Below are 22,397 nucleotides of genomic sequence, written 5' to 3' on the forward strand. Positions count from 1 at the left end.
TATGGCAGACTGGCGCGATATACTGCTCGTGGACGGATACAACATGATCGGCGGCTGGCCGGAACTTGCGGCGCTGTCGCAGACCGGCATGCAGGGGGCACGCGACCGGCTGCTCGATATGCTGGCCGATTATCAGGCATTCTCCGGGCTGCGCGTCATAGCCGTATTCGATGCATACCGTGTGCCGGGACTTGGACGGTCGTTTGTACAGGGGAAAGTCCAGGTCTTCTTCACTAAGGAAAAGGAAACGGCAGATGAATGCATTGAGCGGCTGGTGGGAGAATTCACTCACCGCCGCAGACAGATTTCTGTGGCGACCAGCGATTTTGTGGAGCAGCATGTTGTTTTTGCTCAAGGGGCGCTCCGGATCTCGGCAAGAGAACTGAGACTGGAGATTGAAGAGAATCATAAACAGGTTAAAAAGGCTATTGAACCGGGAAGTGTAAGCAGCACCCGTCACTCCCTGGAAGACAAGCTGCCTCCGGAAACGCGGAAACGTCTTGAAGACTGGCGCAGGCAGTAATTAAGAAATGCCATAATATGTTATAGAAGATTGTTTTTGGACAATCTTCGGTTGACGTTGTAAGGTAACATAATATATACTGATCCTATATTTCGCGAAGTAACGATGTGTCTTGCGTTGCAGCCGGGGGGATTCTTGGTGAGTGTCGACCTCAAGGAATTAATGCTATCCGAGTATGATTTCATAAGTGATGAAGAAATTGTCGAGATCTTCCGTGGTGGCGACAGTGGCGCATTGGAACATTTAATCAACAAGTACCGTAATTTCGTACGTGCCAAGGCTCGTTCCTATTTTTTGATCGGGGCAGATCGTGAAGATATTGTACAGGAAGGCATGATTGGCTTATATAAGGCAATTCGTGACTTCAAGGGAGACAAGCTTTCCTCGTTCAAGGCGTTTGCCGAGCTGTGCATCACCCGACAGATTATAACTGCCATTAAGACGGCGACCCGCCAGAAGCATATTCCGCTGAACTCATATGTCTCGCTCGACAAACCCATCTATGATGAGGATTCCGACCGGACGCTGATGGATGTGATTTGCGGAACGCAGGTGCTTGATCCTGAAGAACTGATTATCAACCAGGAGGAGTTCATCGGACTGGAAGATAAGATGGCGGAGATCCTTAGTGATCTGGAACGCAAGGTTCTGATGCTCTATCTGGATGGACGGTCCTATCAGGAAATTGCTGAGGACTTGAAGCGGCATGTGAAGTCTATTGACAATGCTCTGCAGCGAGTGAAACGTAAGTTGGAAAGATATCTGGAAGTGCGTGACAATTAATGATATAATGAACTAGAAAGGCTCGGGACTCGAGTCTTTTTTTAGTGTCCCGCAAGATTTCGGCGTGATGGAAGTGTAATTTGTTCAGACAACAGTAGGTTGCAGGTTTATACCATGGCGGAATGATCCATAATGGTAGTGAAGACAGCGAGTGATGAAGGAATACTCAAGACCAAAGATTATGTACGGCACCAGGCTACACCACCCGGAAAAACCCAGTGCGATGGGGGAATTCTTTCGTTGACACGGGCAATGATATTATGCTAAAGTGTTTTAGGTAGGCCTAAATTCGCGGCTTTTTTTTGAATCAATATTTGCGTCTTCTAATTTAACGGTTAGAAGTACGTCTTCGGGAGGTGCATATCATGCGGGTAATTATCACTTTAGCTTGTACAAGTTGCAAACAAAGAAACTATGCAACAACCAAAAACAAGCGAAATCACCCCGACCGCTTGGAGATGAAGAAATTTTGCAAGTTTTGTAACGAGCAAACTCCTCATCGCGAAACCAGATAGTCTTTGGAGGTGTAGTCGGCGTGAAACGTAGTTTCAAGTCTTTGTTTTCCTTTTTCACTGAGAGCTGGAGTGAACTCAAAAAGGTTCGCTGGCCTAGCCGTAAGGAACTGAAAAACTATACATTGATCGTTCTCGGTACAATTGTAGTTATCGCTCTTTACTTCTGGGTTCTGGACATCGGTATTTCCGCTGTGATTGAAGCGATTATTTAGAGAGGTCCCAGGTGGCTTGATATGGAAAAAAGATGGTATGTCGTTCATACCTATTCCGGGTATGAGAATAAGGTCAAGGCCAATTTGGAAAAACGCGTTGAGTCCATGGGCATGGAAGACAAAATATTCCGCGTTCTTGTTCCTATGGAAGAAGAGCTGGTAAACAAGGATGGCAAGAAAAAAACTGTCATGCGCAAAGTTTACCCTGGTTACGTTTTGGTCGAAATGGTTCAGACTGATGATTCCTGGTATGTAGTCCGCAATACGCCGGGCGTTACCGGATTTGTCGGTTCAACTGGTTCGGGCTCCAAGCCTACCGCTCTGCTCCCTGAAGAGGTTGAACAAATTCTGAAGCATATGGGCATGGTTGAACCTAAAGCGAAGATTGATTTCGAAATTAAGGAATCCGTACGTATTATGGTCGGTCCGTTTGCGAATTTTGTGGGCTCCGTGGAAGAGATTTTGGCAGACAAAAGCAAGATCAAGGTACATGTCAACATGTTTGGACGGGAAACCCCGCTCGAGTTGGATTTCACTCAAGTGGAGAAGATATAACAAGCGCAAGGGTTTCTTGTGGGAGAATGCTGTTTAGCATTCGAATACCACTATTTACGCAAGGAGGTGTCACTCATGGCTAAAAAAGTTATTAAAATGGTGAAACTGCAGATTCCTGCAGGGAAAGCGAATCCAGCGCCTCCAGTAGGTCCGGCGTTAGGTCAAGCAGGTGTCAACATCATGGCATTCTGTAAGGAATTCAACGCTCGTACTGCCGACCAGGCTGGCCTGATCATCCCGGTTGAAATTACAGTATTTGAAGACCGTTCCTTTACCTTCATCACTAAAACTCCTCCGGCTGCTGTTCTGCTTCGCATCGCTGCAAAAGTAGAAAAAGGATCCGGTGAACCAAACAAGAAAAAAGTAGCAAAACTCGGCCGCGCAGCGGTTCGTGAAATTGCTGAAACAAAAATGCCCGATCTGAACGCTGCATCTATCGAAGCTGCAATGCGTATGGTTGAAGGTACTGCCCGCAGTATGGGTATCACAATCGAAGACTAATATGTATTCGATGAACCGGTCATTCATGACCGCAATATGTGGGAGGAATTTCCGCTAACACCACAAAGGAGGAACATTTTCATGGCTAAACATGGTAAGAAATACCAAGAATCTGCTAAGCTGATCAACAGCGAAGCAACTTACGAGCCTTCAGAAGCTGTAGAGCTTGTGAAAAAGGCAGCAACTGCTAAATTCGACGAAACCGTTGAAGCAGCAGTTCGTCTGGGTGTAGACCCGCGTAAACAAGACCAAGCTGTTCGTGGTGTTGTTGTCCTGCCTCACGGCACAGGCAAAACTCAACGCGTGCTTGTATTTGCAAAAGGTGAAAAAGCGAAAGAAGCGGAAGCTGCTGGCGCGGATTTTGTTGGTGATGCTGATATGATCAACAAAATTCAACAGGGCTGGTTTGAATTCGACGTCTGCGTAGCTACACCTGATATGATGAGTGAAGTCGGTAAACTGGGTCGTCTGCTCGGTGGTAAAGGCCTCATGCCTAACCCTAAAGCAGGTACAGTTACTTTCGACGTTACCAAGGCTGTTCAAGAAATCAAAGCCGGTAAAATCGAATATCGTCTTGACAAAGCGGGTCAAATTCACGCGCCAATCGGCAAAGTGTCTTTCAACGCTGAACAACTGAACGAGAACCTTAAATCTCTCATCGACGCTCTGAACCGTGCGAAACCGGCTGCTGCTAAAGGTGTATACCTTAAAGGCATCGCTATTTCGTCCACAATGGGACCTAGCGCTCGCGTGAACGCAGCTGCTTTCAGATAATTAAGGGTTGACTCTTTGAGTCATCTTTGATAATCTATAACAGTTGTGAACATTAAGGTGATCAATCTTGAATTCGAATATGCTTACCGTAGACAGTAGGTGCCGTAGGGCTTAATTTCCTACCGAGGTGTTGTGATAGAAACAAAAAGTAACAGGCTCGCCTGACTGCTTTCCGTTTTATCAAGCCTTCGTGAATCTGCGGAGGCTTTTCTAATGCCTGCGTAGGAACGGCGCGGATTCTCCGGAAGAATCGCCGTCACATAAATTTTCAGGAGGTGTATACAATTGGCAAATGCAAAAGTAATCCAAGCTAAACAGGATGCGGTTGATGTTGTAACTGGCAAACTGCAGAACAGTATCTCTACTGTTGTTGCGGACTACCGCGGATTGAACGTTTCGCAAGTGACTGAACTGCGTAAGCAGCTTCGTGAAGCTGGCGTTGATTTTCAAGTCCTGAAGAACACATTGCTTCGCCGTGCAACTGCAGCGGCTGAGTTGACTGATCTGGACGCTGTCCTGACTGGTCCTACAGCGATCGCTTTCAGTGAAACTGATGCGGTAGTAGCAGCCAAAATTTTGAACGACTTCGCTAAGAAGAACGACGCTCTGAAACTTAAAGGCGGCGTTGTAGAAGGTCGCGTTATCGACGCTGACCAGCTGAAAGCACTGGCTGAGCTTCCATCCCGCGATGGTTTGCTGTCCATGCTGCTTAGCGTGCTTCAAGCTCCAATCCGCAACTTCGCGCTTGCAGTTAAAGCTGTTGCTGAAAAAGAAGAACAAAGCGCGTAAGCCTTTGCTTCTAGCTTCATAATCAATACCATAAACCAATTCAAATATAATGGAGGTTCAATCATGAGCAAAGAAACAATCTTGGAAGAAATTAAAGGCATGAGCGTATTGGAACTGAACGACCTGGTTAAAGCAATCGAAGAAGAATTCGGCGTAACTGCAGCGGCTCCAGTAGCAGCTGGCGGTGCAGTAGCAGCTGTTGAAGAAGAACAATCCGAATTCGACGTAATTTTGACAGGCGCTGGCGCTTCCAAAATCAACGTTATCAAAATCGTTCGCGAAATCACAGGTCTTGGCTTGAAAGAAGCTAAAGACGTTGTAGACAACGCTCCAAAAGCAATCAAAGAAAAAGTAAGCAAAGAAGAAGCAGAAGCTACTAAAGCAAAATTGGAAGAAGCAGGCGCTTCTGTAGAAGTAAAATAATTTGATTTAAGTAGGTACTGCCCCGGATATGAAGTGATTCTTTCCGGTTCTTGCAACCCCCTTGAACTTGTTCAAGGGGGTTGCTCTATAAGATATGCTTTGTATATTAGAGCCAAGTGAAAGGGAGGATTGTATGTCGCAGCATTATTACTCGCAGCAGCCGGAAGCACGTCATGACAGACGCAGCATCGATACGGTACTGAGAGGCAAAAGCCTCCGCTTTACAAGCGACGCCGGTGTTTTTTCCAAAGGGGATATTGATCATGGCAGCCGAGTTCTGATCGAAGCAATGGAAATTCCGGATGGGGCAGAGGTGCTGGATGTTGGCTGTGGTTACGGCCCTATGGGGATTAGTGCAGCACTCCTCACTCCCAAGGGACATGTGACGATGATTGATATCAACAGCCGTGCTGTAGAGCTTGCCCGCGAGAATGCGCAGCATAACGGAATCCGCAATGTTACGGTTATGGAAAGTGATGTACTGTCTGCGGTGAAGGGGCGTACATTCGATGTGATTCTTACCAATCCGCCGATTCGTGCAGGCAAGGCTGTAGTACATGAGATTTTTGAGCAGGCACATGCGCATTTGAATGAGGGTGGAAGTCTGTGGATAGTCATCCAGAAGAAGCAGGGCGCACCATCGGCCGCCGCCAAGCTAGAAAGCTTGTTCTCGGATGTGGAAGAAGTGGGGAAAGACAAGGGTTATCGCATTATCAGAGCGAAGAAGTAAAAAAATATTAATACTTATTGACATGCAATGTTGATAGTGTTATTATTATAAAATGTCAGTATTAAGCTAGGCTCCATGTCTTTAGTTTGCTGAAATGTCAAGTGATATATTGTCGCCCGGTAAGCGCATGCCGTACGGCAGGTTTTTGCGAATTCCGTTCTCTATGTTCCTGTCACGGCGAAGGTCGCCGGGACAATAGATAATAGCGCATAAACTGTTGCTTGGTGACGTATAATACGCACGTTTTGGGCAAATCTACTGGATAAGGAGTATTTTGGCCGTGGATAGATGCGCTCTTTTTTCGAAAGATTTCGATAAGGGGCTTTTCTGTATTTATGGCTGAATCCTTGTGTTATGGTTCCATTATACGGGTCCAAACAAGGGTTCGCAATCAATTTTTAAGTGAGTAGACATGAGGGGTGAGTAAAGTTGGCAGGACATCTTGTTCAGTATGGTCGACGCACTCGGCGGAGCTATGCGAGAATTAACGAGGTACTCGAGGTCCCGAACCTGATCGAGATCCAACAAAAATCTTATGACTGGTTTTTGGAGGAAGGATTGCGGGAAATGTTCCAGGACATCTCGCCGATCCAGGATTTCACAGGGAATTTGGTACTAGAGTTCATTGATTACAGCCTGGGTGAACCGAAGTATACGGTTGACGACGCTAAAGAGCGGGACGTAACATATGCGGCTCCTCTGCGTGTGAAGGTGCGTCTCATCAATAAGGAGACCGGTGAGGTCAAAGAGCAGGAAGTGTTCATGGGAGATTTCCCGCTGATGACGGAAACCGGCACTTTTATTATCAATGGTGCGGAACGGGTTATTGTCAGCCAGTTGGTTCGCTCTCCAAGCGTCTATTTCAGCACAAAAGTGGATAAGAACGGCAAAAAAACCTACACCGCCACAGTAATTCCGAATCGCGGAGCTTGGCTGGAGCTGGAGACCGACGCTAAGGACATCATGTATGTCCGTATCGACCGGACCCGTAAGATCCCGGTAACCGTGCTTTTGCGTGCTCTAGGCTTCGGCAGTGATGCTGAAATTCTGGAACTGCTTGGCAATGATGAATATATTCGCAATACGCTGGATAAAGACAACACGGACTCCACGGAGAAGGCGCTTATTGAAATTTACGAGCGTCTGCGTCCGGGCGAACCACCGACACTTGACAATGCCAAGAGCCTATTGGTCGCACGTTTCTTTGATCCGAAACGTTATGATTTGGCCAATGTAGGCCGTTACAAAATCAATAAAAAGCTGCATATCAAGAATCGTCTGTTCAATCAGCGTCTGGCACAGCCTTTGGTTGATGAATCTACAGGAGAAATCCTGGCAGAATCCGGCCAGATGGTTGACCGCCGCCTGCTTGATGAGCTGATTCCTTATTTCGAGAAGAATGTAGCTGGCAAGAACTACCGTGTTACCGGCGGGGTTATGGACAGTGAAGATATTCCGCTGCAGACCATTGACGTATTCTCGCCAATTGAAGAAGGCCGGATTATCAAACTGATCGCCAATGGCAACATTGACAAGTCGGTCAAGCATATTACCCAGGCTGATATTATATCCTCAATCAGCTACTTTATTAATTTGCTGCACGGTATCGGTAATACAGATGATATCGACCACTTGGGTAACCGCCGTCTGCGTTCTGTAGGCGAATTGCTGCAGAATCAGTTCCGCATCGGTCTGTCCCGTATGGAGCGCGTGGTGCGGGAGAGAATGTCGATTCAGGACGCCAATGCGATTACACCGCAGGCACTGATCAACATCCGTCCGGTTATCGCGTCCATCAAAGAGTTCTTCGGTAGTTCGCAGCTGTCCCAGTTTATGGATCAGACGAACCCGCTTGCTGAACTTACACACAAACGCCGTCTGTCGGCACTCGGACCCGGCGGTCTGACCCGTGAACGCGCAGGCTTTGAAGTCCGCGACGTACATCACAGTCACTACGGCCGTATGTGTCCTATCGAAACACCGGAAGGTCCGAATATCGGTCTGATCAACTCCTTGTCCACCTTTGCACGCATCAATGAATACGGCTTTATCGAAGCTCCGTATCGTTGGGTGGATCCAAAGACTGGCAAGGTTACAGAACAAATCGATTACCTGACTGCCGATGAAGAAGATAACTATGTAGTCGCCCAGGCGAATGTACAGATTGATGAGCATGGTACATTTAAGGAAGACATGGTTATCGTCCGTTACAACAAAGATTCAGATAACATTACTACAATGCCTAGTAACCGTGTTGACTACATGGACGTTTCGCCTAAGCAGGTTGTGTCGGTCGCTACGGCGCTCATTCCGTTCCTTGAGAACGATGACTCCAACCGTGCACTGATGGGATCGAACATGCAGCGGCAGGCCGTTCCGCTTCTGATTCCGAAAGCTCCGCTTGTCGGCACAGGGATGGAACATAAATCCGCCAAGGATTCGGGCGTATGTATTGTCTCCAAATATGACGGTATTATCGAACGCTCCTCTGCCAATGAAATCTGGCTGCGCCGTGTAGAGGCAGTTGAAGGCAAGGAAGTTAAAGGCGATATCGTTAAATATAAATTACACAAATTTATGCGTTCGAACCAAGGTACCTGTATTAATCAGCGTCCTCTGGCTAAACGTGGCGATATTGTTAAGAAAGGTGACATTCTGGCAGACGGACCTTCCACAGAAATGGGCGAACTTGCTCTTGGCCGCAACGTAGTTGTTGCGTTCATGACTTGGGAAGGTTACAACTACGAGGATGCGATCCTGCTGAGTGAGAAGCTGGTTAAGGAAGATGTATACACTTCGATCCATATCGAGGAATACGAATCCGAAGCCCGTGACACCAAGCTGGGACCTGAAGAGATCACGCGTGATATTCCAAACGTTGGTGAAGAGGCACTCCGCAATCTGGATGAGCGCGGAATCATCCGTATCGGTGCGGAAATCAATGCCGGTGACATTCTGGTAGGTAAAGTTACTCCGAAGGGTGTAACTGAACTAACTGCTGAAGAACGCCTGCTGCACGCTATCTTCGGTGAGAAGGCCCGTGAAGTCCGCGATACCTCCCTGCGCGTTCCGCATGGTAGTGATGGTATTATCGTTGACGTTAAGGTGTTCACCCGTGAGAACGGCGATGAGTTGCCTCCTGGTGTGAATCAACTGGTTCGTGTCTACATCGCTCAGAAACGTAAGATTTCTGAAGGTGACAAGATGGCCGGACGTCACGGTAACAAGGGTGTCGTTGCCCGCATTCTGCCTGAAGAAGATATGCCGTTCCTTCCGGACGGTACACCGGTACAGGTTGTCCTGAACCCGCTGGGCGTACCTTCGCGTATGAACATCGGACAGGTGCTGGAAGTCCATATCGGTATGGCGGCACTTCGTCTGGGTATCCACGTAGCTACTCCGGTATTCGACGGAGCCCGTGAGTATGACGTGTTTGATACGATGGAAGAAGCAGGCATGCAGCGTAATGGTAAGACTGTGTTGTATGACGGACGTACAGGCGAGCGCTTCGAGCGTGAAGTTACTGTCGGCGTCATGCACATGATCAAGCTTGCGCACATGGTTGACGATAAGATTCATGCCCGTTCTACAGGTCCTTACTCACTCGTTACACAGCAGCCACTGGGCGGTAAAGCTCAGTTCGGCGGACAGCGTTTCGGGGAAATGGAAGTGTGGGCGCTTGAAGCTTACGGCGCGGCGTATACACTGCAAGAAATTTTGACTGTGAAATCCGATGACGTGGTCGGCCGTGTGAAAACGTACGAATCCATCGTCAAAGGTGAAAATGTTCCAGAACCGGGTGTTCCGGAATCGTTCAAGGTATTGATCAAGGAGCTGCAGTCGCTGGGTATGGATGTCAAAATCCTTAGCGGTGACGAGCAGGAGATCGAGATGAAGGAACTGGACGATGAGGACGAGACGTCAGGCGACAAGCTGAGCCTCAATTTGGAAGGCGCAGAAGTCGGCATAGAGTAGTTCACCAGCAAGCCACTAATTTCATTACACAAAGGACCGCGCCCTCTGTTGACTTACCGTCAAGAGAGGGCTGTGGTACTAAATCAGGATATAGGTTAAGGAGGGTTGCTCCTTGTTGGACGTTAACAATTTTGAATTTATGAAAATCGGGCTCGCTTCCCCGGAAAAAATTCGTTCTTGGTCCCGCGGAGAAGTTAAAAAACCGGAAACCATTAACTATCGTACTTTGAAACCGGAAAAAGAGGGTCTTTTTTGCGAACGCATCTTTGGGCCGCAAAAGGACTGGGAATGTCACTGTGGTAAATACAAACGCGTCCGTTATAAGGGCGTTGTGTGCGACCGCTGCGGCGTGGAAGTTACCCGCGCTAAAGTCCGCCGCGAACGTATGGGCCACATCGAGCTGGCAGCTCCGGTATCTCATATCTGGTATTTCAAAGGTATTCCGAGCCGTATGGGTCTGGCACTGGATATGTCTCCAAGATCGCTCGAAGAGATTATCTACTTTGCATCTTATGTTGTAACCGATCCGGGTGAAACTCCTCTGGAGAAGAAACAACTGCTGTCTGAGAAAGAATACCGCAGCTACCGTGAGAAATACGGCTACGGGTTCCAGGCTGGCATGGGTGCTGAAGCCGTCAAAAAACTGCTTCAGGATATCGATATCGATAAAGAACTGGAATTCCTCAAAGAAGAGCTGCGCACGGCCCAAGGCCAGCGCCGTAACCGGGCGATCAAACGTCTGGAAGTTATTGAGGCCTTCCGCAACTCCGGCAACAAGCCAGACTGGATGATCATGGATGTGCTCCCGGTTATTCCTCCGGAGCTTCGCCCTATGGTTCAGCTCGACGGCGGCCGTTTTGCTACGTCTGACCTTAATGATCTGTACCGCCGCGTAATTAACCGTAACAACCGTCTGAAAAGACTGCTGGATCTCGGCGCTCCTGATATTATCGTGCAGAATGAGAAACGGATGCTTCAGGAAGCTGTTGATGCCCTGATCGACAATGGCCGCCGCGGCCGTCCTGTAACAGGTCCTGGTAACCGTCCGCTCAAATCGCTCAGCCATATGCTGAAAGGTAAACAAGGACGTTTCCGCCAGAACTTGCTCGGTAAGCGCGTTGACTATTCCGGACGTTCCGTTATCGTCGTAGGACCTTACCTCAAGATGTACCAATGCGGTCTTCCGAAGAAGATGGCACTGGAACTCTTCAAACCGTTTGTAATGAAAGAATTGGTTAATAAGGGCCTTGCCCATAACATCAAGAGCGCGAAACGTAAGGTTGAGCGCGTAAGTCCTGAAGTCTGGGATGTACTTGAAGAAGTGATCAGAGAGCATCCGGTTCTGCTGAACCGTGCCCCTACGCTGCATAGACTGGGTATACAGGCGTTTGAACCGATTCTGGTAGAAGGTCACGCGATCCGTCTTCACCCGCTCGTATGTACGGCTTACAATGCCGACTTTGACGGTGACCAGATGGCGGTACACGTTCCTCTATCCGCTGAAGCTCAAGCTGAAGCCCGTATCCTCATGCTAGCATCCGGTAACATCCTGAACCCTAAAGATGGTAAGCCGGTTGTTACACCTTCCCAGGATATGGTCCTTGGTACGTTCTATCTGACCATGGATAACAAGGAAGAAAAGGGGACAGGTATGATTCTGCGTACCGTGAACGAAGCTGTTTCAGCTTACCAACGCGGAACCGCTGGTCTGCATGCACGTGTTGCTATTCCTGTTAAGGCACTGGGTAAAACCAACTTTACAGAGGCACAGCAGAATGCATTACTGATTACAACGGTGGGCAAGATTATCTTCAACGAAATCTATCCAAGCAGTTTCCCATACATCAATGAAGCCACCAAAACAAACCTGCTGCAAGGCACACCAGAGAAGTACTTCATCTATGAAAAAGGCGCGGATATCCGCGAATTGATCATGGCTGCTCCGGAAGCCAGTGCTGTAGGTAAAGAATATCTGGGCTTAATCATTGCCCGCTGCTTCGAAACCTATCACACTACCAAAACTTCAGTGATTCTGGATAAAATTAAGCAACTCGGCTTTACGTACTCTACACGTTCCGGTGTTACGGTTGCCGTATCAGACGTTATCGTGCCTGAGGAAAAAGCTACAATTCTTAAAGAATCCGAAGCTAAGGTTGATGTAGTAGCGAATCAATACCGCCGTGGTCTGATTACTAATGATGAACGGTATGACCGTGTTATCGAGATCTGGTCGAAGACTAAGGATGAACTTACGAACGTCCTGCTGAAATCGATGGACCGTTTCAACTCCATCATGCTCATGGTTGACTCCAAGGCGCGTGGTAACAAATCGCAGATCACTCAGCTCGGTGGTATGCGTGGTCTGATGGCTACACCTTCGGGCCGGATTTTCGAATTGCCAATCAAAGCGAACTTCCGTGAAGGTCTGACCGTCCTCGAGTACTTTATCTCCACTCACGGAGCGCGTAAAGGTCTGGCCGATACAGCGCTGCGTACAGCGGATTCCGGGTACTTGACACGCCGTCTCGTTGACGTGGCACAGGACGTAATCGTCCGCGAAGAAGATTGCGGTACCGATAAAGGCTTCACCGTCAGCCGGATTCAAGATGGCAAGGAAGTTATTGAGGATCTCTACGACCGTATTGAAGGCCGTTATTCCTTTGAGACTGTCCGTCATCCGGAAACGAAGGAAATCATCGTTCACCGTAACGATCTGATTGACTCCGATAAGGCCGAGGAAATTGTGAATTCTGGGGTTACCAAACTGCAGATCCGCTCTGTACTCAGCTGCCGTGCCCGTCATGGGGTCTGCAAGAAGTGCTACGGACGTAACCTGGCAACAGGTAAATTCGTGGAAATCGGGGAAGCTGTCGGCATTATTGCTGCACAATCCATCGGTGAACCAGGAACACAGCTTACCATGCGTACATTCCATACCGGCGGTGTTGCCGGAGACGATATCACGCAAGGTTTGCCGCGTATCCAGGAGTTGTTTGAAGCCCGTAACCCTAAAGGTCAGGCAACAATCAGTGAGATTGACGGGGTAGTTAAGGAAATTCGTGAAACTAAGGACCGTCGTGAAATCGAAGTCCAGGGTGAAGCGGAGTCCAAGACCTATTCCATCACTTACGGTTCCCGTCTGCGTGTCAGTGAAGGCCAGGAGATTGAAGCCGGCGATGAATTGACAGACGGTTCTATTGACCCTAAAGAAATGCTGCGTATCAAAGGGATCCGCGGGGTACAGAACTACATTCTGCAAGAAGTACAGCGTGTATACCGTAACCAGGGCGTTGAGATCAATGATAAGCACATTGAAGTTATGATTAAGCAGATGCTGCGCAAAATCCGTATTATCGATGCTGGAGATACCACTCTCCTGCCGGGTGCTTTTGCGGATATTCATGAATATGAAGCAGCCAACAAGGAAGCTATCCTGTCTGGTAAAGAACCTGCAGTTGCTAAGCCAGTACTGCTCGGTATTACCAAAGCCTCTCTGGAAACAGACTCCTTCCTGTCTGCTGCCTCTTTCCAGGAAACTACCCGTGTCTTGACGGATGCAGCAATTAAGGGTAAAGTGGATAAGTTGCTCGGTCTTAAAGAAAATGTTATCATCGGTAAGCTGATTCCTGCAGGTACAGGTATGAATCGTTACCGTAATGTTAAGCTTAGTGATCCGAATGAAGAAAGCAAGCAAGCCGCTTTAGAAACGGTTCCAGCTGAGTAATAAATAATCATCGCATTCAGCATTCGCGTCACGTGATAACCTTGCGTGACGCGGCTGTCTGTTATGAATATTAATAAAATTATTGCTGTTTTTCTTGACATCGTGTGCTGAGGATGCTAATATGTCTAAGGTGCGTGAGTAGCCTTGTCATTCTTGTTCAGTGGAGGTAATGTTTTTCATGACTGATGATAGAGGGTTACAGGATGCTCAGGTCAAGATCGGTTCCAAACAAACCGTCAAGGCGGTGGAGTTGGGCCAAGCCGCAGAAGTCTATGTGGCGGAGGACGGAGATCAACGGCTTACTTCCAGAATTGTTATGCTTTGCGGCAAACAAGGTGTGAAGGTCACATATGTGGACACCATGCTGAATTTGGGCAAGGCCTGCGGTATAGAAGTTGGTGCTGCTATGGCAGCCGTCTTAAAACAATAGCAACAAGAGAACGTTTTTGTACCGGGGTACACTTCGGCAGCAAGGACTTTTCATTTGTCTTTTTATGAACCACCTGGGTCTGTGGACTTAATGTTTGTAAATTGACTATCATTTCAGGAAGGGGGTGGCACAACATGCCAACTATTAATCAACTGGTTCGTAAAGGCCGTCAAGCCAAAATCGAAAAATCCAAATCTCCCGCTCTTCAAAAAGGGTTCAACGCCCTCAAGCGTGAGGCTACAAATTTGAGCGCCCCGCAGAAACGCGGTGTGTGCACTCGTGTAGGCACAATGACTCCACGTAAACCAAACTCAGCACTTCGTAAGTATGCCCGTGTTCGTTTGACGAACCGTCTTGAGGTGACTGCTTACATTCCGGGTATCGGACACAACCTTCAAGAGCACAGTGTAGTATTGCTGCGCGGAGGTAAAGTTAAGGACCTTGCAGGAGTTCGTTACCACATCGTTCGTGGTGCACTTGATACTGCAGGTGTTGCTAACCGGATGCAAGCTCGCTCCAAATATGGTGCGAAACGTCCTAAGGCTAAGAAATAAGACAAGCATATTCGAATAATAACCATTTAAGAAAGGGGGATATCCATGCCACGCAAAGGTCCAGTTACTAAGAGAGATGTATTGCCAGATCCATTGTATAATAGCAAGTTGGTTACTCGTTTGATCAACCGTATTATGCTGGGTGGTAAAAGAGGTGTCGCTCAAAGCATTTTGTACAATTCGTTCAAGTTGATTCAGGAACGTACAGGTAAAGAACCGATGGAAGTTTTCGAAGCTGCCATCAAGAACATCATGCCTGTATTGGAAGTTAAAGCTCGTCGTGTCGGCGGTGCTAACTACCAGGTACCTATCGAGGTTAAACCTGAAAGACGTACTGCTTTGGGATTACGTTGGCTTGTAAACTACTCACGCAACCGCGGTGAGAAGACTATGGAAGAGCGTTTGGCGGCTGAGATTATCGATGCTTCCAACAACACAGGCGCTTCCGTTAAGAAACGTGAAGACACGCACAAAATGGCTGAAGCGAACAAAGCGTTTGCTCACTACCGCTGGTAGGATTATAGCCGTTCAAATAACTTCTATTTTGAAAGGAGATCCATTTCATGTCAAGAGAGTTCTCCTTAAAAAATACACGTAATATCGGGATCATGGCACATATTGATGCTGGTAAAACTACCACTACTGAGCGGATTCTTTTCTACACAGGCCGTACGCACAAAATCGGTGAAGTTCACGAGGGCGCTGCTACAATGGACTGGATGGAACAAGAACAGGAGCGCGGAATTACGATTACTTCCGCTGCTACGACCGCTGCATGGAAGGGCCACCGCATCAATATTATTGATACCCCTGGGCACGTTGACTTCACTGTTGAAGTTGAACGTTCCCTTCGTGTATTGGATGGGGCAGTTGGTGTATTTAGTGCGAAAGAGGGCGTAGAGCCTCAGTCCGAAACCGTATGGAGACAGGCTGACCGTTACGGCGTTCCCCGTATCGCTTATGTGAACAAAATGGATATCATCGGTGCAGACTTCCTGAACGTTATCGACAGTATGCGTGACCGCCTGCAAGCCAACGCAATTGCAATTCAATTGCCAATTGGTGCCGAGAACGACTTCACGGGTATCATTGACCTTGTTGAGCAAAAAGCTCACATGTTCAAGGATGACCTGGGACAGAACATCGAAGTTACTGATATTCCTGCTGATTATTTGGAACAAGTTGAAGGACTGCGTCTCGAGTTGATCGAGAAGGTTGCAGAACTTGACGAAGATCTGACTATGAAGTATCTGGAAGGCGAAGAAATCACAGTGGATGAGATTAAGGCAGCATTGCGCAAAGGCGTATGTGATGTTAAGATCTTCCCTGTAATTGTCGGATCCTCCTATCGTAACAAAGGTGTTCAGCTCATGATGGATGCTGTTGTTGATTACTTGCCATCCCCACTGGATGTACCGGCTATTCAAGGTCATCTGGATGACGGTACAGAAGCGGTTCGTCACTCTTCGGATGAAGAACCATTCGCAGCACTGGCATTTAAAATCATGACTGACCCTTATGTAGGTAAACTTACGTTCTTCCGCGTATACTCCGGTGTACTGGAATCCGGTTCTTATGTAGTTAACGCTACCAAGAACAAACGTGAGCGTATCGGCCGTATCCTGCAAATGCATGCAAACAGCCGCCAAGAAATCTCCATTGTATACTCCGGTGATATCGCGGCAGCAGTTGGTCTGAAGGACACAAGTACCGGCGATACACTTTGCGACGAGAAACATCCGGTTATCCTGGAATCCATGAACTTCCCTGATCCGGTTATCGAAATCGCAGTTGAACCAAAAACCAAAGCTGACCAAGATAAGCTCGGCGTAGCTCTCGGAAAGTTGACTGAAGAGGATCCTACTCTTCGTGCTCACACTGATGAAGAAACTGGCCAAACTATCCTGGCAGGTATGGGTGAGCTTCACCTGGATATTATCATCGACCGTATGCGCCGCGAATTCAAGGTAGAAACCAACGTGGGTAAACCACAGGTTGCTTACCGTGAAACATTCAAAGCACCAGCACGTGTTGAAGGTAAATTCGTTCGCCAATCCGGCGGTCGCGGTCAGTATGGTCACGTATGGGTTGAATTTGAACCTCTCGAGCCGGGTACTGGCAGCAAGTTCGAAAGTAAAGTTGTCGGTGGTTCTGTTCCTAGAGAATACATCGCTCCTGCACTTGCCGGTATTGAAGAGCAAATGAAAAACGGCGTTATTGCAGGCTTCCCGCTTGTTGACGTTAAGGCTACCATCGTAGATGGTTCCTATCATGATGTTGACTCCAACGAAATGGCGTTCAAAATCGCCGGCTCGATGGCACTCAAAGCAGCTAAAGACAAGTGTAAACCTGTCCTGCTTGAGCCAATCATGAAAGTGGAAGTAACTGTTCCTGAGGAATACATGGGCGATGTAATGGGTATGTTGAACTCCAGACGCGGACGGATCGAAGGTATGGATTCCCGTGGCGGTGCGCAAATTATCCGTGCAAAGGTACCTCTTTCCGAAATGTTCGGATACTCCACAACACTTCGTTCCGGTACTCAAGGACGCGGCGTATTCTCAATGGAACTTTCTCACTATGAAGAAGTACCTAAATCCATTGCTGAAGAAATCGTAGCCAAGAACAAAGGCGGAGAATAAATTCAATTTTTAACTTGCCGTCCGGGTATATCACATAAGTCATCTAAGAATTGCATGTAGGCGGGCGGCTCAAATATAAGGAACCCCACATTAAGGAGGAACTGTTCAAATGGCAAAGGCAAAGTTTGAACGTAACAAACCGCACGTTAACATTGGTACTATTGGTCACGTCGACCATGGTAAAACAACTCTGACTGCTGCAATCACTACTGTATTGTCCAAAAAATACGGTGGCGCTGCTGTAGCATTCGACCAAATCGATAAGGCTCCTGAAGAACGCGAACGTGGTATCACTATCTCCACTGCTCACGTTGAATATGAAACTCCTAATCGTCACTACGCTCACGTAGACTGCCCTGGACACGCCGACTATGTTAAAAACATGATCACTGGCGCAGCGCAAATGGACGGAGCTATCCTGGTTGTATCCGCAGCTGATGGCCCTATGCCACAGACTCGTGAACACATCCTGCTGTCCCGTCAAGTAGGCGTTCCTTACATCGTTGTATTCTTGAACAAATGCGACATGGTTGAAGACGAAGAGTTGCTTGAACTGGTTGAAATGGAAGTTCGCGACCTGCTGAGCGAATACGACTTCCCAGGCGATGATACTCCAATCATCCGTGGATCTGCTCGTGAAGCTCTACAGAACCCTGAAGGCGAATATGCACAGAAGATCGTTGAAATGTTCGAAACGATCGACACATACATCCCGCTTCCAGAACGTCAGACTGACAAACCATTCTTGATGCCTGTCGAAGATGTATTCTCCATCACTGGCCGCGGTACTGTGGCAACTGGTCGCGTAGAACGCGGAACAGTAAAAGTCGGAGAAGAAATCGAAATCGTTGGTATTCATGAAGAAAAGAAAAAATCCGTTGTTACAGGCGTTGAAATGTTCCGTAAATTGCTCGATTCCGCACAAGCGGGCGACAACATCGGCGCATTGCTGCGTGGTGTAGACCGTAACATGATCGAGCGCGGCCAAGTATTGGCTAAGCCGAACTCCGTTAACCCACACACAGAGTTCACTGCTCAGATCTACGTTCTGACTAAAGAAGAAGGCGGACGTCACAAACCATTCTTCACTGGTTACCGTCCACAGTTCTACTTCCGTACAACTGACGTAACTGGCATCATCAACTTGCCAGAAGGTACTGAAATGGTTATGCCTGGTGACAACATCACTGTAACTGTTTCCCTGATCTCCCCAATCGCTATTGAAGAAGGTACTAAATTCTCCATTCGCGAAGGCGGACGTACAGTTGGTGCCGGTTCCGTAGCTTCCATCCAGAAATAATTCGTCTCTATCCGTTAGGATAGATCCGGAATATAAGTCAGGGCCCCTTCATTATGAAGGGGCCCTGTTTTTATTGCTGGCTGCAGGGTCTAGATTTCTTTGGCATAGGCCGGACTCGGCAGCTTGGACAGAACAACATGCAGACTGGAAGGGGAAGAGCTGTCATTAGTGTAGGCAAAAGATTCATCTCCGGCGATATAGATAGTCTCTCCTTCAATAAGGGGCTGCTCCGCTTCATTTACATGAATGGTTCCATCTCCTTTTAAAGCAAGGATATATACATCCGCTCCAGGATGCTTATGAACAGGCAATTTTTGACCCGGCATGAAATTAAGCACGAATACAACACTTTCACCTTGCTGGAAGAGGATTTTCTTTGTAAAACGTTCCTCCTGATACTGCAGCACGTCAACTAAACTTTTCTTTTCCATTAGATAATCCCTGCTTTCATAATTAAAATTTTTTTATCTCGTTCACATCCATTAAAGCTTTACTTCGTATTCGCAGTGCTCATGACCGGTAACGTTGCATTTGATCTCTTTAACAGAGACCTTACGGCCAAGAATCTTGCCGAGTGCCCCTTCAAGAATCGCTCCCTCTAAATCACATACCATTTTTTCATCTTCAAGTGAAGGCAGCCCTTTGCAAAAACAGTCCTCCACAGCAATATTGATCCTACGTTCATCAGAATGAACAATCCGCGGAATACCGATTTTGAGCTCCTCAAACATTTGTAGAAGATCCTCAACAGAACTGACAGGCAGACTTTCACCAATCTTTCTGCCAATGGTAAGCGTAGTCCCTTTTCCTCCTAGAGGAAGCCCCTGGTTGAGTCCAATCAGACGTATGGTACGAAACAACTCAAGGGGTACCGTATTACCAAGGGTACTCCTATCGATCTGACGCATATCCTCAAATGAATATTGCAGCAATTACTCCAACTCCTTTACTCTCTCTATGATTCTATTGTAAGGATAAGCCGGTGAAGAATCCTTGATACAAATCAAGTTTTTGAGAATTATGTGTTTCCAGTCACCCGCCGGAATCCGGAATCTTGATATGTTAGAGTCAGCTATAAGGAAGGGTGAAGGATCATGAGCTGTACTACCTGCAATTCGCATGCCTGTGTACGTCAGGTTCCCGTGTTTCGGAGCTTGTCTGATGAGGAATTAGTGATGATTGAATCGATTACAGAGACCCATAACTATAAAAAAGGAAGTCAAGTGTGCAGAGAAGGGGAGCCGTCTGAAGCATTGTTTGTAGTAAAGAGCGGTCTCATCAAGCTGACTCAGAACAGTAAGGATGGAAAACAGCATATTGTCCGTTTTCTTTTCCCGGGCGATTATTTCGGCCAGTTTGCCTTACTCCATAATAAGAATAATGATGTAACGGCAGAGGTGATTGAGAGCGGAGAGGTATGCCGGATGCACCGCAAAGACTTTATTCCCTTGCTGGAGCAGAATGCAGGGCTTGCCTTTAGCTTCCTGATGTCTGTTAGCGAGCAGCTGCATCAGGCCGAGGAGGCTGCAGGGGCATTGCACATGTTTGAGGTAGAGAAGAGACTGGCCAGGCTGTTGGTATACCTGTATACAAGGAATCTTGCAGAATCGGCAGTGACTGCACATGCCTTAGCACAATCCGTAGATTTGCCGTCAGCCCAAAAAGAGGTAGCAGCCATGATTGGAACTACCGCAGAAACTCTAAGCCGTAAACTGAATAAACTGGAAGCTTTGAAGATTATCGCCATGCATAAAAGAACCGTAAATATTCTTGAGCTGGAAGCTCTTATTCAGATTGCAGAAATCTGAGATTGAAATCCTATTATTCGACAAAATGTGACTAATTACAGTGCTGTACATGCGTATTTTCAACATAATTCTACAAAATAATACTTAAAATTCTTTACATCTAATCTATTGATAGAGTAGAATATTTCTATATAGACAATGTAAATTATTAGGATTTTAGGGAGTGTGGAAGTATGGGGAAATGTCCTTTTTCATTTATGCATGGTCTGACTTCAAAGAACACCAATGAGGAATCTCCCGCCGCTCCATCAACGGACAGCAAGAGCTTTGCACCCACTGCCACAGAGATGTATCATACCCTTGACGGGCATGATGATTTGAATGAGCAAATGCGAATGATTGATTTAACTGAGGAAGATCTAAGACTCCTGCGCTTGATGAAACCGGTTGTAGAACAGAGAATCGACGATATCACTAATCAATTCTATAATACGGTTCTTGGAGTTAACAAACTTGAAGCAATCATTCTGGAACACAGCAGTATTGAACGGCTCAAAAAGACTTTGCGCGAGCATATCATCGAGATTTTTGATGGTAATGTTAACGAGGAGTACATAGCCAAGCGGCTAAAAATTGCGAATATTCATAAGAGGATTGGCCTGGAGCCTAAATGGTATCTCTCCGCTTTTCAGAATCTGCAGAATGTATTCATTACGGCTATCTATAATGAGACGCATACAGATGTCGAGAGGATCAAATTGGTCCAGACCGTAACCAAATTGCTTAATCTGGAACAACAGCTGGTCCTTGAGGAATATGAGAAGGAGAACATTAGGGAAAAGGAAGAACAGTATCTGCTGGTTAAGAACGAATTGAAACACAAGATAGCTGAATTCAGCGGAGAACTGATAGACCTTAGTATAGATACTAACGCCGCTGTGGAGCAGCTGGTGGCGAGCAGCAATGAAGTCAACAATACATTCCAGCGCACTGCCGCCTCCGCTCTGGAGTCACAGGGGAAGGCCAGGGAGGGACATGGACAGCTTAACAACCTTACGGGTCAGATTAATCTTATATATGATAGTACTAATGAGATGGAGCGTTCAGTAAATGAACTGAGCAGTTCATCACAGAAGATCCGTAAAATTGTGGCGGCTGTCCAGGATATTGCTGACCAGACCAAGATTCTGTCATTGAATGCAACGATCGAGGCTGCAAGGGCGGGAGACCACGGGCGGGGATTCAGTGTTGTAGCGCAGGAGGTAAGCAGACTTGCAGAGGATACCAAGAACACGGTGGTCCGGATCGGTGAACTGACCCTTCAGTCCAGCTCGCTAACATCGCAGGTTGTTGGGGAGATCCGTAAAGTTCAGGAGTTGACAGAGAGTGGCAAACACCAGTCCCTCGAGACTAGCAGGCTCTTCAGCGATATTGTAGACTCGATGCAGACGAGTACCCAGAGAATTGTTACGGTAGAGGAAGAGATTAAGGTGCTCATTCAGACCATTGAAGGTATTGGGTCAGCAACTGCGCAGACAGCAGCTTCGGCAGGACAATTCAAATCTGCAACGGATAATTTATAGAAGGAACCTTATATATAGAAGAAAAACGTCATATTGCAGCTCGTACGGTACCATTCTGAACAAGAAAGGTACCTTTTCTATTTTTTTCGGAAAAAGTTGATTTGTTTTTGCAAATCCCCTTGCAATATAGCCGCCTATTATATATAATAATAAATGTTGTTCTGAGACGTTGCGATGATGTGAGAGGTTACTGACACACCCGGCCCCTTTGCCATGAGGTCGACGTCAGAAAATTTTCACGGAGTATGTCCGATAATAAATTGGGCGATAGAAGGAGGGACTAAAATGGCAAAGCAAAAAATTCGTATTCGCTTGAAAGCATACGACCACAGAATTCTTGATCAATCCGCAGAGAAAATCGTTGAAACAGCAAAACGTTCGGGTGCTGGTGTATCCGGGCCGATCCCGCTGCCAACTGAGAAGCAAATCATTACTATTCTCCGTGCGGTACACAAGTACAAGGATTCCCGTGAACAGTTTGAACAACGGACTCACAAACGTTTGATCGATATTGTGAACCCAACACCACAAACTGTGGATGCCTTGATGCGCTTGGATCTACCGTCCGGTGTAGATATCGAAATCAAATTGTAATTTCATTATTAAGCAACTAGGAAAAGAAAAGAGGTGTCAACA

At 47.1% G+C, this 22,397-nt stretch carries 22 protein-coding genes and 1 other annotated feature; of the genes, 20 read left to right on the forward strand and 2 right to left on the reverse strand.

The genetic code is table 11. The annotated features are described in order from the left end of the window. The first annotated feature begins 1 nt into the window (after position 1). From NSU14_RS35550 to tuf, 17 genes are all read left to right on the forward strand, one after another. Entirely contained in the window at positions 2 to 523 is a 522-nt protein-coding gene (locus tag NSU14_RS35550; protein WP_039298569.1) for an NYN domain-containing protein, read from the forward strand. 138 nt (positions 524 to 661) lie between these two features. Continuing rightward, positions 662 to 1,306: an RNA polymerase sporulation sigma factor SigH gene (sigH, locus tag NSU14_RS35555; protein ID WP_020427086.1), complete on the forward strand. Its 645-nt coding sequence runs from the start codon at positions 662 to 664 to the stop codon at positions 1,304 to 1,306. Between the two features lie 365 nt (positions 1,307 to 1,671). Next, entirely contained in the window at positions 1,672 to 1,821 is a 150-nt protein-coding gene (rpmG, locus tag NSU14_RS35560) for a 50S ribosomal protein L33 (protein WP_074086515.1), read from the forward strand. Between the two features lie 20 nt (positions 1,822 to 1,841). After that, the gene (gene secE, locus NSU14_RS35565) at positions 1,842 to 2,033 is read left to right on the forward strand and encodes a preprotein translocase subunit SecE (protein ID WP_020427085.1); all 192 of its coding nucleotides are present in this window, start codon (positions 1,842 to 1,844) and stop codon (positions 2,031 to 2,033) included. 21 nt (positions 2,034 to 2,054) lie between these two features. Beyond that, positions 2,055 to 2,588: a transcription termination/antitermination protein NusG gene (nusG, locus tag NSU14_RS35570; protein WP_020427084.1), complete on the forward strand. Its 534-nt coding sequence runs from the start codon at positions 2,055 to 2,057 to the stop codon at positions 2,586 to 2,588. A gap of 75 nt (positions 2,589 to 2,663) precedes the next feature. Continuing rightward, on the forward strand, positions 2,664 to 3,089 hold the full coding sequence (gene rplK / locus NSU14_RS35575; RefSeq protein ID WP_020427083.1) for a 50S ribosomal protein L11: 426 nt from the start codon (positions 2,664 to 2,666) through the stop codon (positions 3,087 to 3,089). A gap of 81 nt (positions 3,090 to 3,170) precedes the next feature. Beyond that, positions 3,171 to 3,863: a 50S ribosomal protein L1 gene (rplA, locus tag NSU14_RS35580; protein ID WP_039298583.1), complete on the forward strand. Its 693-nt coding sequence runs from the start codon at positions 3,171 to 3,173 to the stop codon at positions 3,861 to 3,863. A gap of 68 nt (positions 3,864 to 3,931) precedes the next feature. Further along, positions 3,932 to 4,084 (forward strand) — a sequence feature (ribosomal protein L10 leader region). Positions 4,085 to 4,148: 64 nt separating this feature from the next. Beyond that, the gene (gene rplJ, locus NSU14_RS35585; protein ID WP_039298586.1) at positions 4,149 to 4,652 is read left to right on the forward strand and encodes a 50S ribosomal protein L10; all 504 of its coding nucleotides are present in this window, start codon (positions 4,149 to 4,151) and stop codon (positions 4,650 to 4,652) included. Positions 4,653 to 4,715: 63 nt separating this feature from the next. Then, on the forward strand, positions 4,716 to 5,075 hold the full coding sequence (gene rplL, locus NSU14_RS35590) for a 50S ribosomal protein L7/L12 (protein ID WP_039298590.1): 360 nt from the start codon (positions 4,716 to 4,718) through the stop codon (positions 5,073 to 5,075). Between the two features lie 133 nt (positions 5,076 to 5,208). After that, the gene (locus NSU14_RS35595) at positions 5,209 to 5,805 is read left to right on the forward strand and encodes a class I SAM-dependent methyltransferase (protein WP_039298593.1); all 597 of its coding nucleotides are present in this window, start codon (positions 5,209 to 5,211) and stop codon (positions 5,803 to 5,805) included. Between the two features lie 429 nt (positions 5,806 to 6,234). Beyond that, positions 6,235 to 9,780 carry a DNA-directed RNA polymerase subunit beta gene (gene rpoB / locus NSU14_RS35600; protein WP_039298596.1) on the forward strand — a complete coding sequence of 1,182 codons (3,546 nt, stop codon included), beginning with the start codon at positions 6,235 to 6,237 and terminating at the stop codon, positions 9,778 to 9,780. Positions 9,781 to 9,892: 112 nt separating this feature from the next. Beyond that, a complete protein-coding gene (gene rpoC / locus NSU14_RS35605) occupies positions 9,893 to 13,504 on the forward strand; it encodes a DNA-directed RNA polymerase subunit beta' (RefSeq protein WP_042140138.1) in 3,612 nt (1,203 codons plus the stop codon). Positions 13,505 to 13,682: 178 nt separating this feature from the next. Then, positions 13,683 to 13,934, forward strand: coding sequence for a ribosomal L7Ae/L30e/S12e/Gadd45 family protein (locus tag NSU14_RS35610; RefSeq protein ID WP_039298604.1), 252 nt, complete (start codon positions 13,683 to 13,685; stop codon positions 13,932 to 13,934). A 134-nt stretch (positions 13,935 to 14,068) separates the two neighbouring features. After that, complete coding sequence (gene rpsL / locus NSU14_RS35615; protein ID WP_020427075.1) at positions 14,069 to 14,488, forward strand: 30S ribosomal protein S12; 420 nt, start codon at positions 14,069 to 14,071, stop codon at positions 14,486 to 14,488. Between the two features lie 45 nt (positions 14,489 to 14,533). Then, a complete protein-coding gene (gene rpsG, locus NSU14_RS35620) occupies positions 14,534 to 15,004 on the forward strand; it encodes a 30S ribosomal protein S7 (RefSeq protein ID WP_020427074.1) in 471 nt (156 codons plus the stop codon). A 47-nt stretch (positions 15,005 to 15,051) separates the two neighbouring features. Continuing rightward, positions 15,052 to 17,130, forward strand: coding sequence for an elongation factor G (fusA, locus tag NSU14_RS35625; protein ID WP_042140137.1), 2,079 nt, complete (start codon positions 15,052 to 15,054; stop codon positions 17,128 to 17,130). A 109-nt stretch (positions 17,131 to 17,239) separates the two neighbouring features. Further along, the gene (gene tuf, locus NSU14_RS35630) at positions 17,240 to 18,430 is read left to right on the forward strand and encodes an elongation factor Tu (protein WP_039298612.1); all 1,191 of its coding nucleotides are present in this window, start codon (positions 17,240 to 17,242) and stop codon (positions 18,428 to 18,430) included. Between the two features lie 89 nt (positions 18,431 to 18,519). On the opposite strand, the gene NSU14_RS35635 is transcribed toward tuf, so the two are convergent. Further along, complete coding sequence (locus NSU14_RS35635; protein WP_042140136.1) at positions 18,520 to 18,861, reverse strand: cupin domain-containing protein; 342 nt, start codon at positions 18,859 to 18,861, stop codon at positions 18,520 to 18,522. Between the two features lie 51 nt (positions 18,862 to 18,912). Continuing rightward, complete coding sequence (locus NSU14_RS35640) at positions 18,913 to 19,338, reverse strand: V4R domain-containing protein (RefSeq protein ID WP_042141724.1); 426 nt, start codon at positions 19,336 to 19,338, stop codon at positions 18,913 to 18,915. A 267-nt stretch (positions 19,339 to 19,605) separates the two neighbouring features. On the opposite strand from NSU14_RS35640, the gene NSU14_RS35645 reads away from it, so the two are divergent. From NSU14_RS35645 to rpsJ, 3 genes are all read left to right on the forward strand, one after another. After that, on the forward strand, positions 19,606 to 20,238 hold the full coding sequence (locus NSU14_RS35645; protein ID WP_052422125.1) for a Crp/Fnr family transcriptional regulator: 633 nt from the start codon (positions 19,606 to 19,608) through the stop codon (positions 20,236 to 20,238). Positions 20,239 to 20,411: 173 nt separating this feature from the next. Then, entirely contained in the window at positions 20,412 to 21,761 is a 1,350-nt protein-coding gene (locus tag NSU14_RS35650; RefSeq protein WP_076248525.1) for a globin-coupled sensor protein, read from the forward strand. Positions 21,762 to 22,046: 285 nt separating this feature from the next. Further along, the gene (gene rpsJ / locus NSU14_RS35655) at positions 22,047 to 22,355 is read left to right on the forward strand and encodes a 30S ribosomal protein S10 (RefSeq protein ID WP_017692074.1); all 309 of its coding nucleotides are present in this window, start codon (positions 22,047 to 22,049) and stop codon (positions 22,353 to 22,355) included. The last annotated feature ends 42 nt before the right edge of the window (positions 22,356 to 22,397 follow it).

This window comes from Paenibacillus sp. FSL R10-2771, from assembly GCF_038000205.1.
GTDB lineage: Bacteria > Bacillota > Bacilli > Paenibacillales > Paenibacillaceae > Paenibacillus_AQ > Paenibacillus_AQ phytohabitans.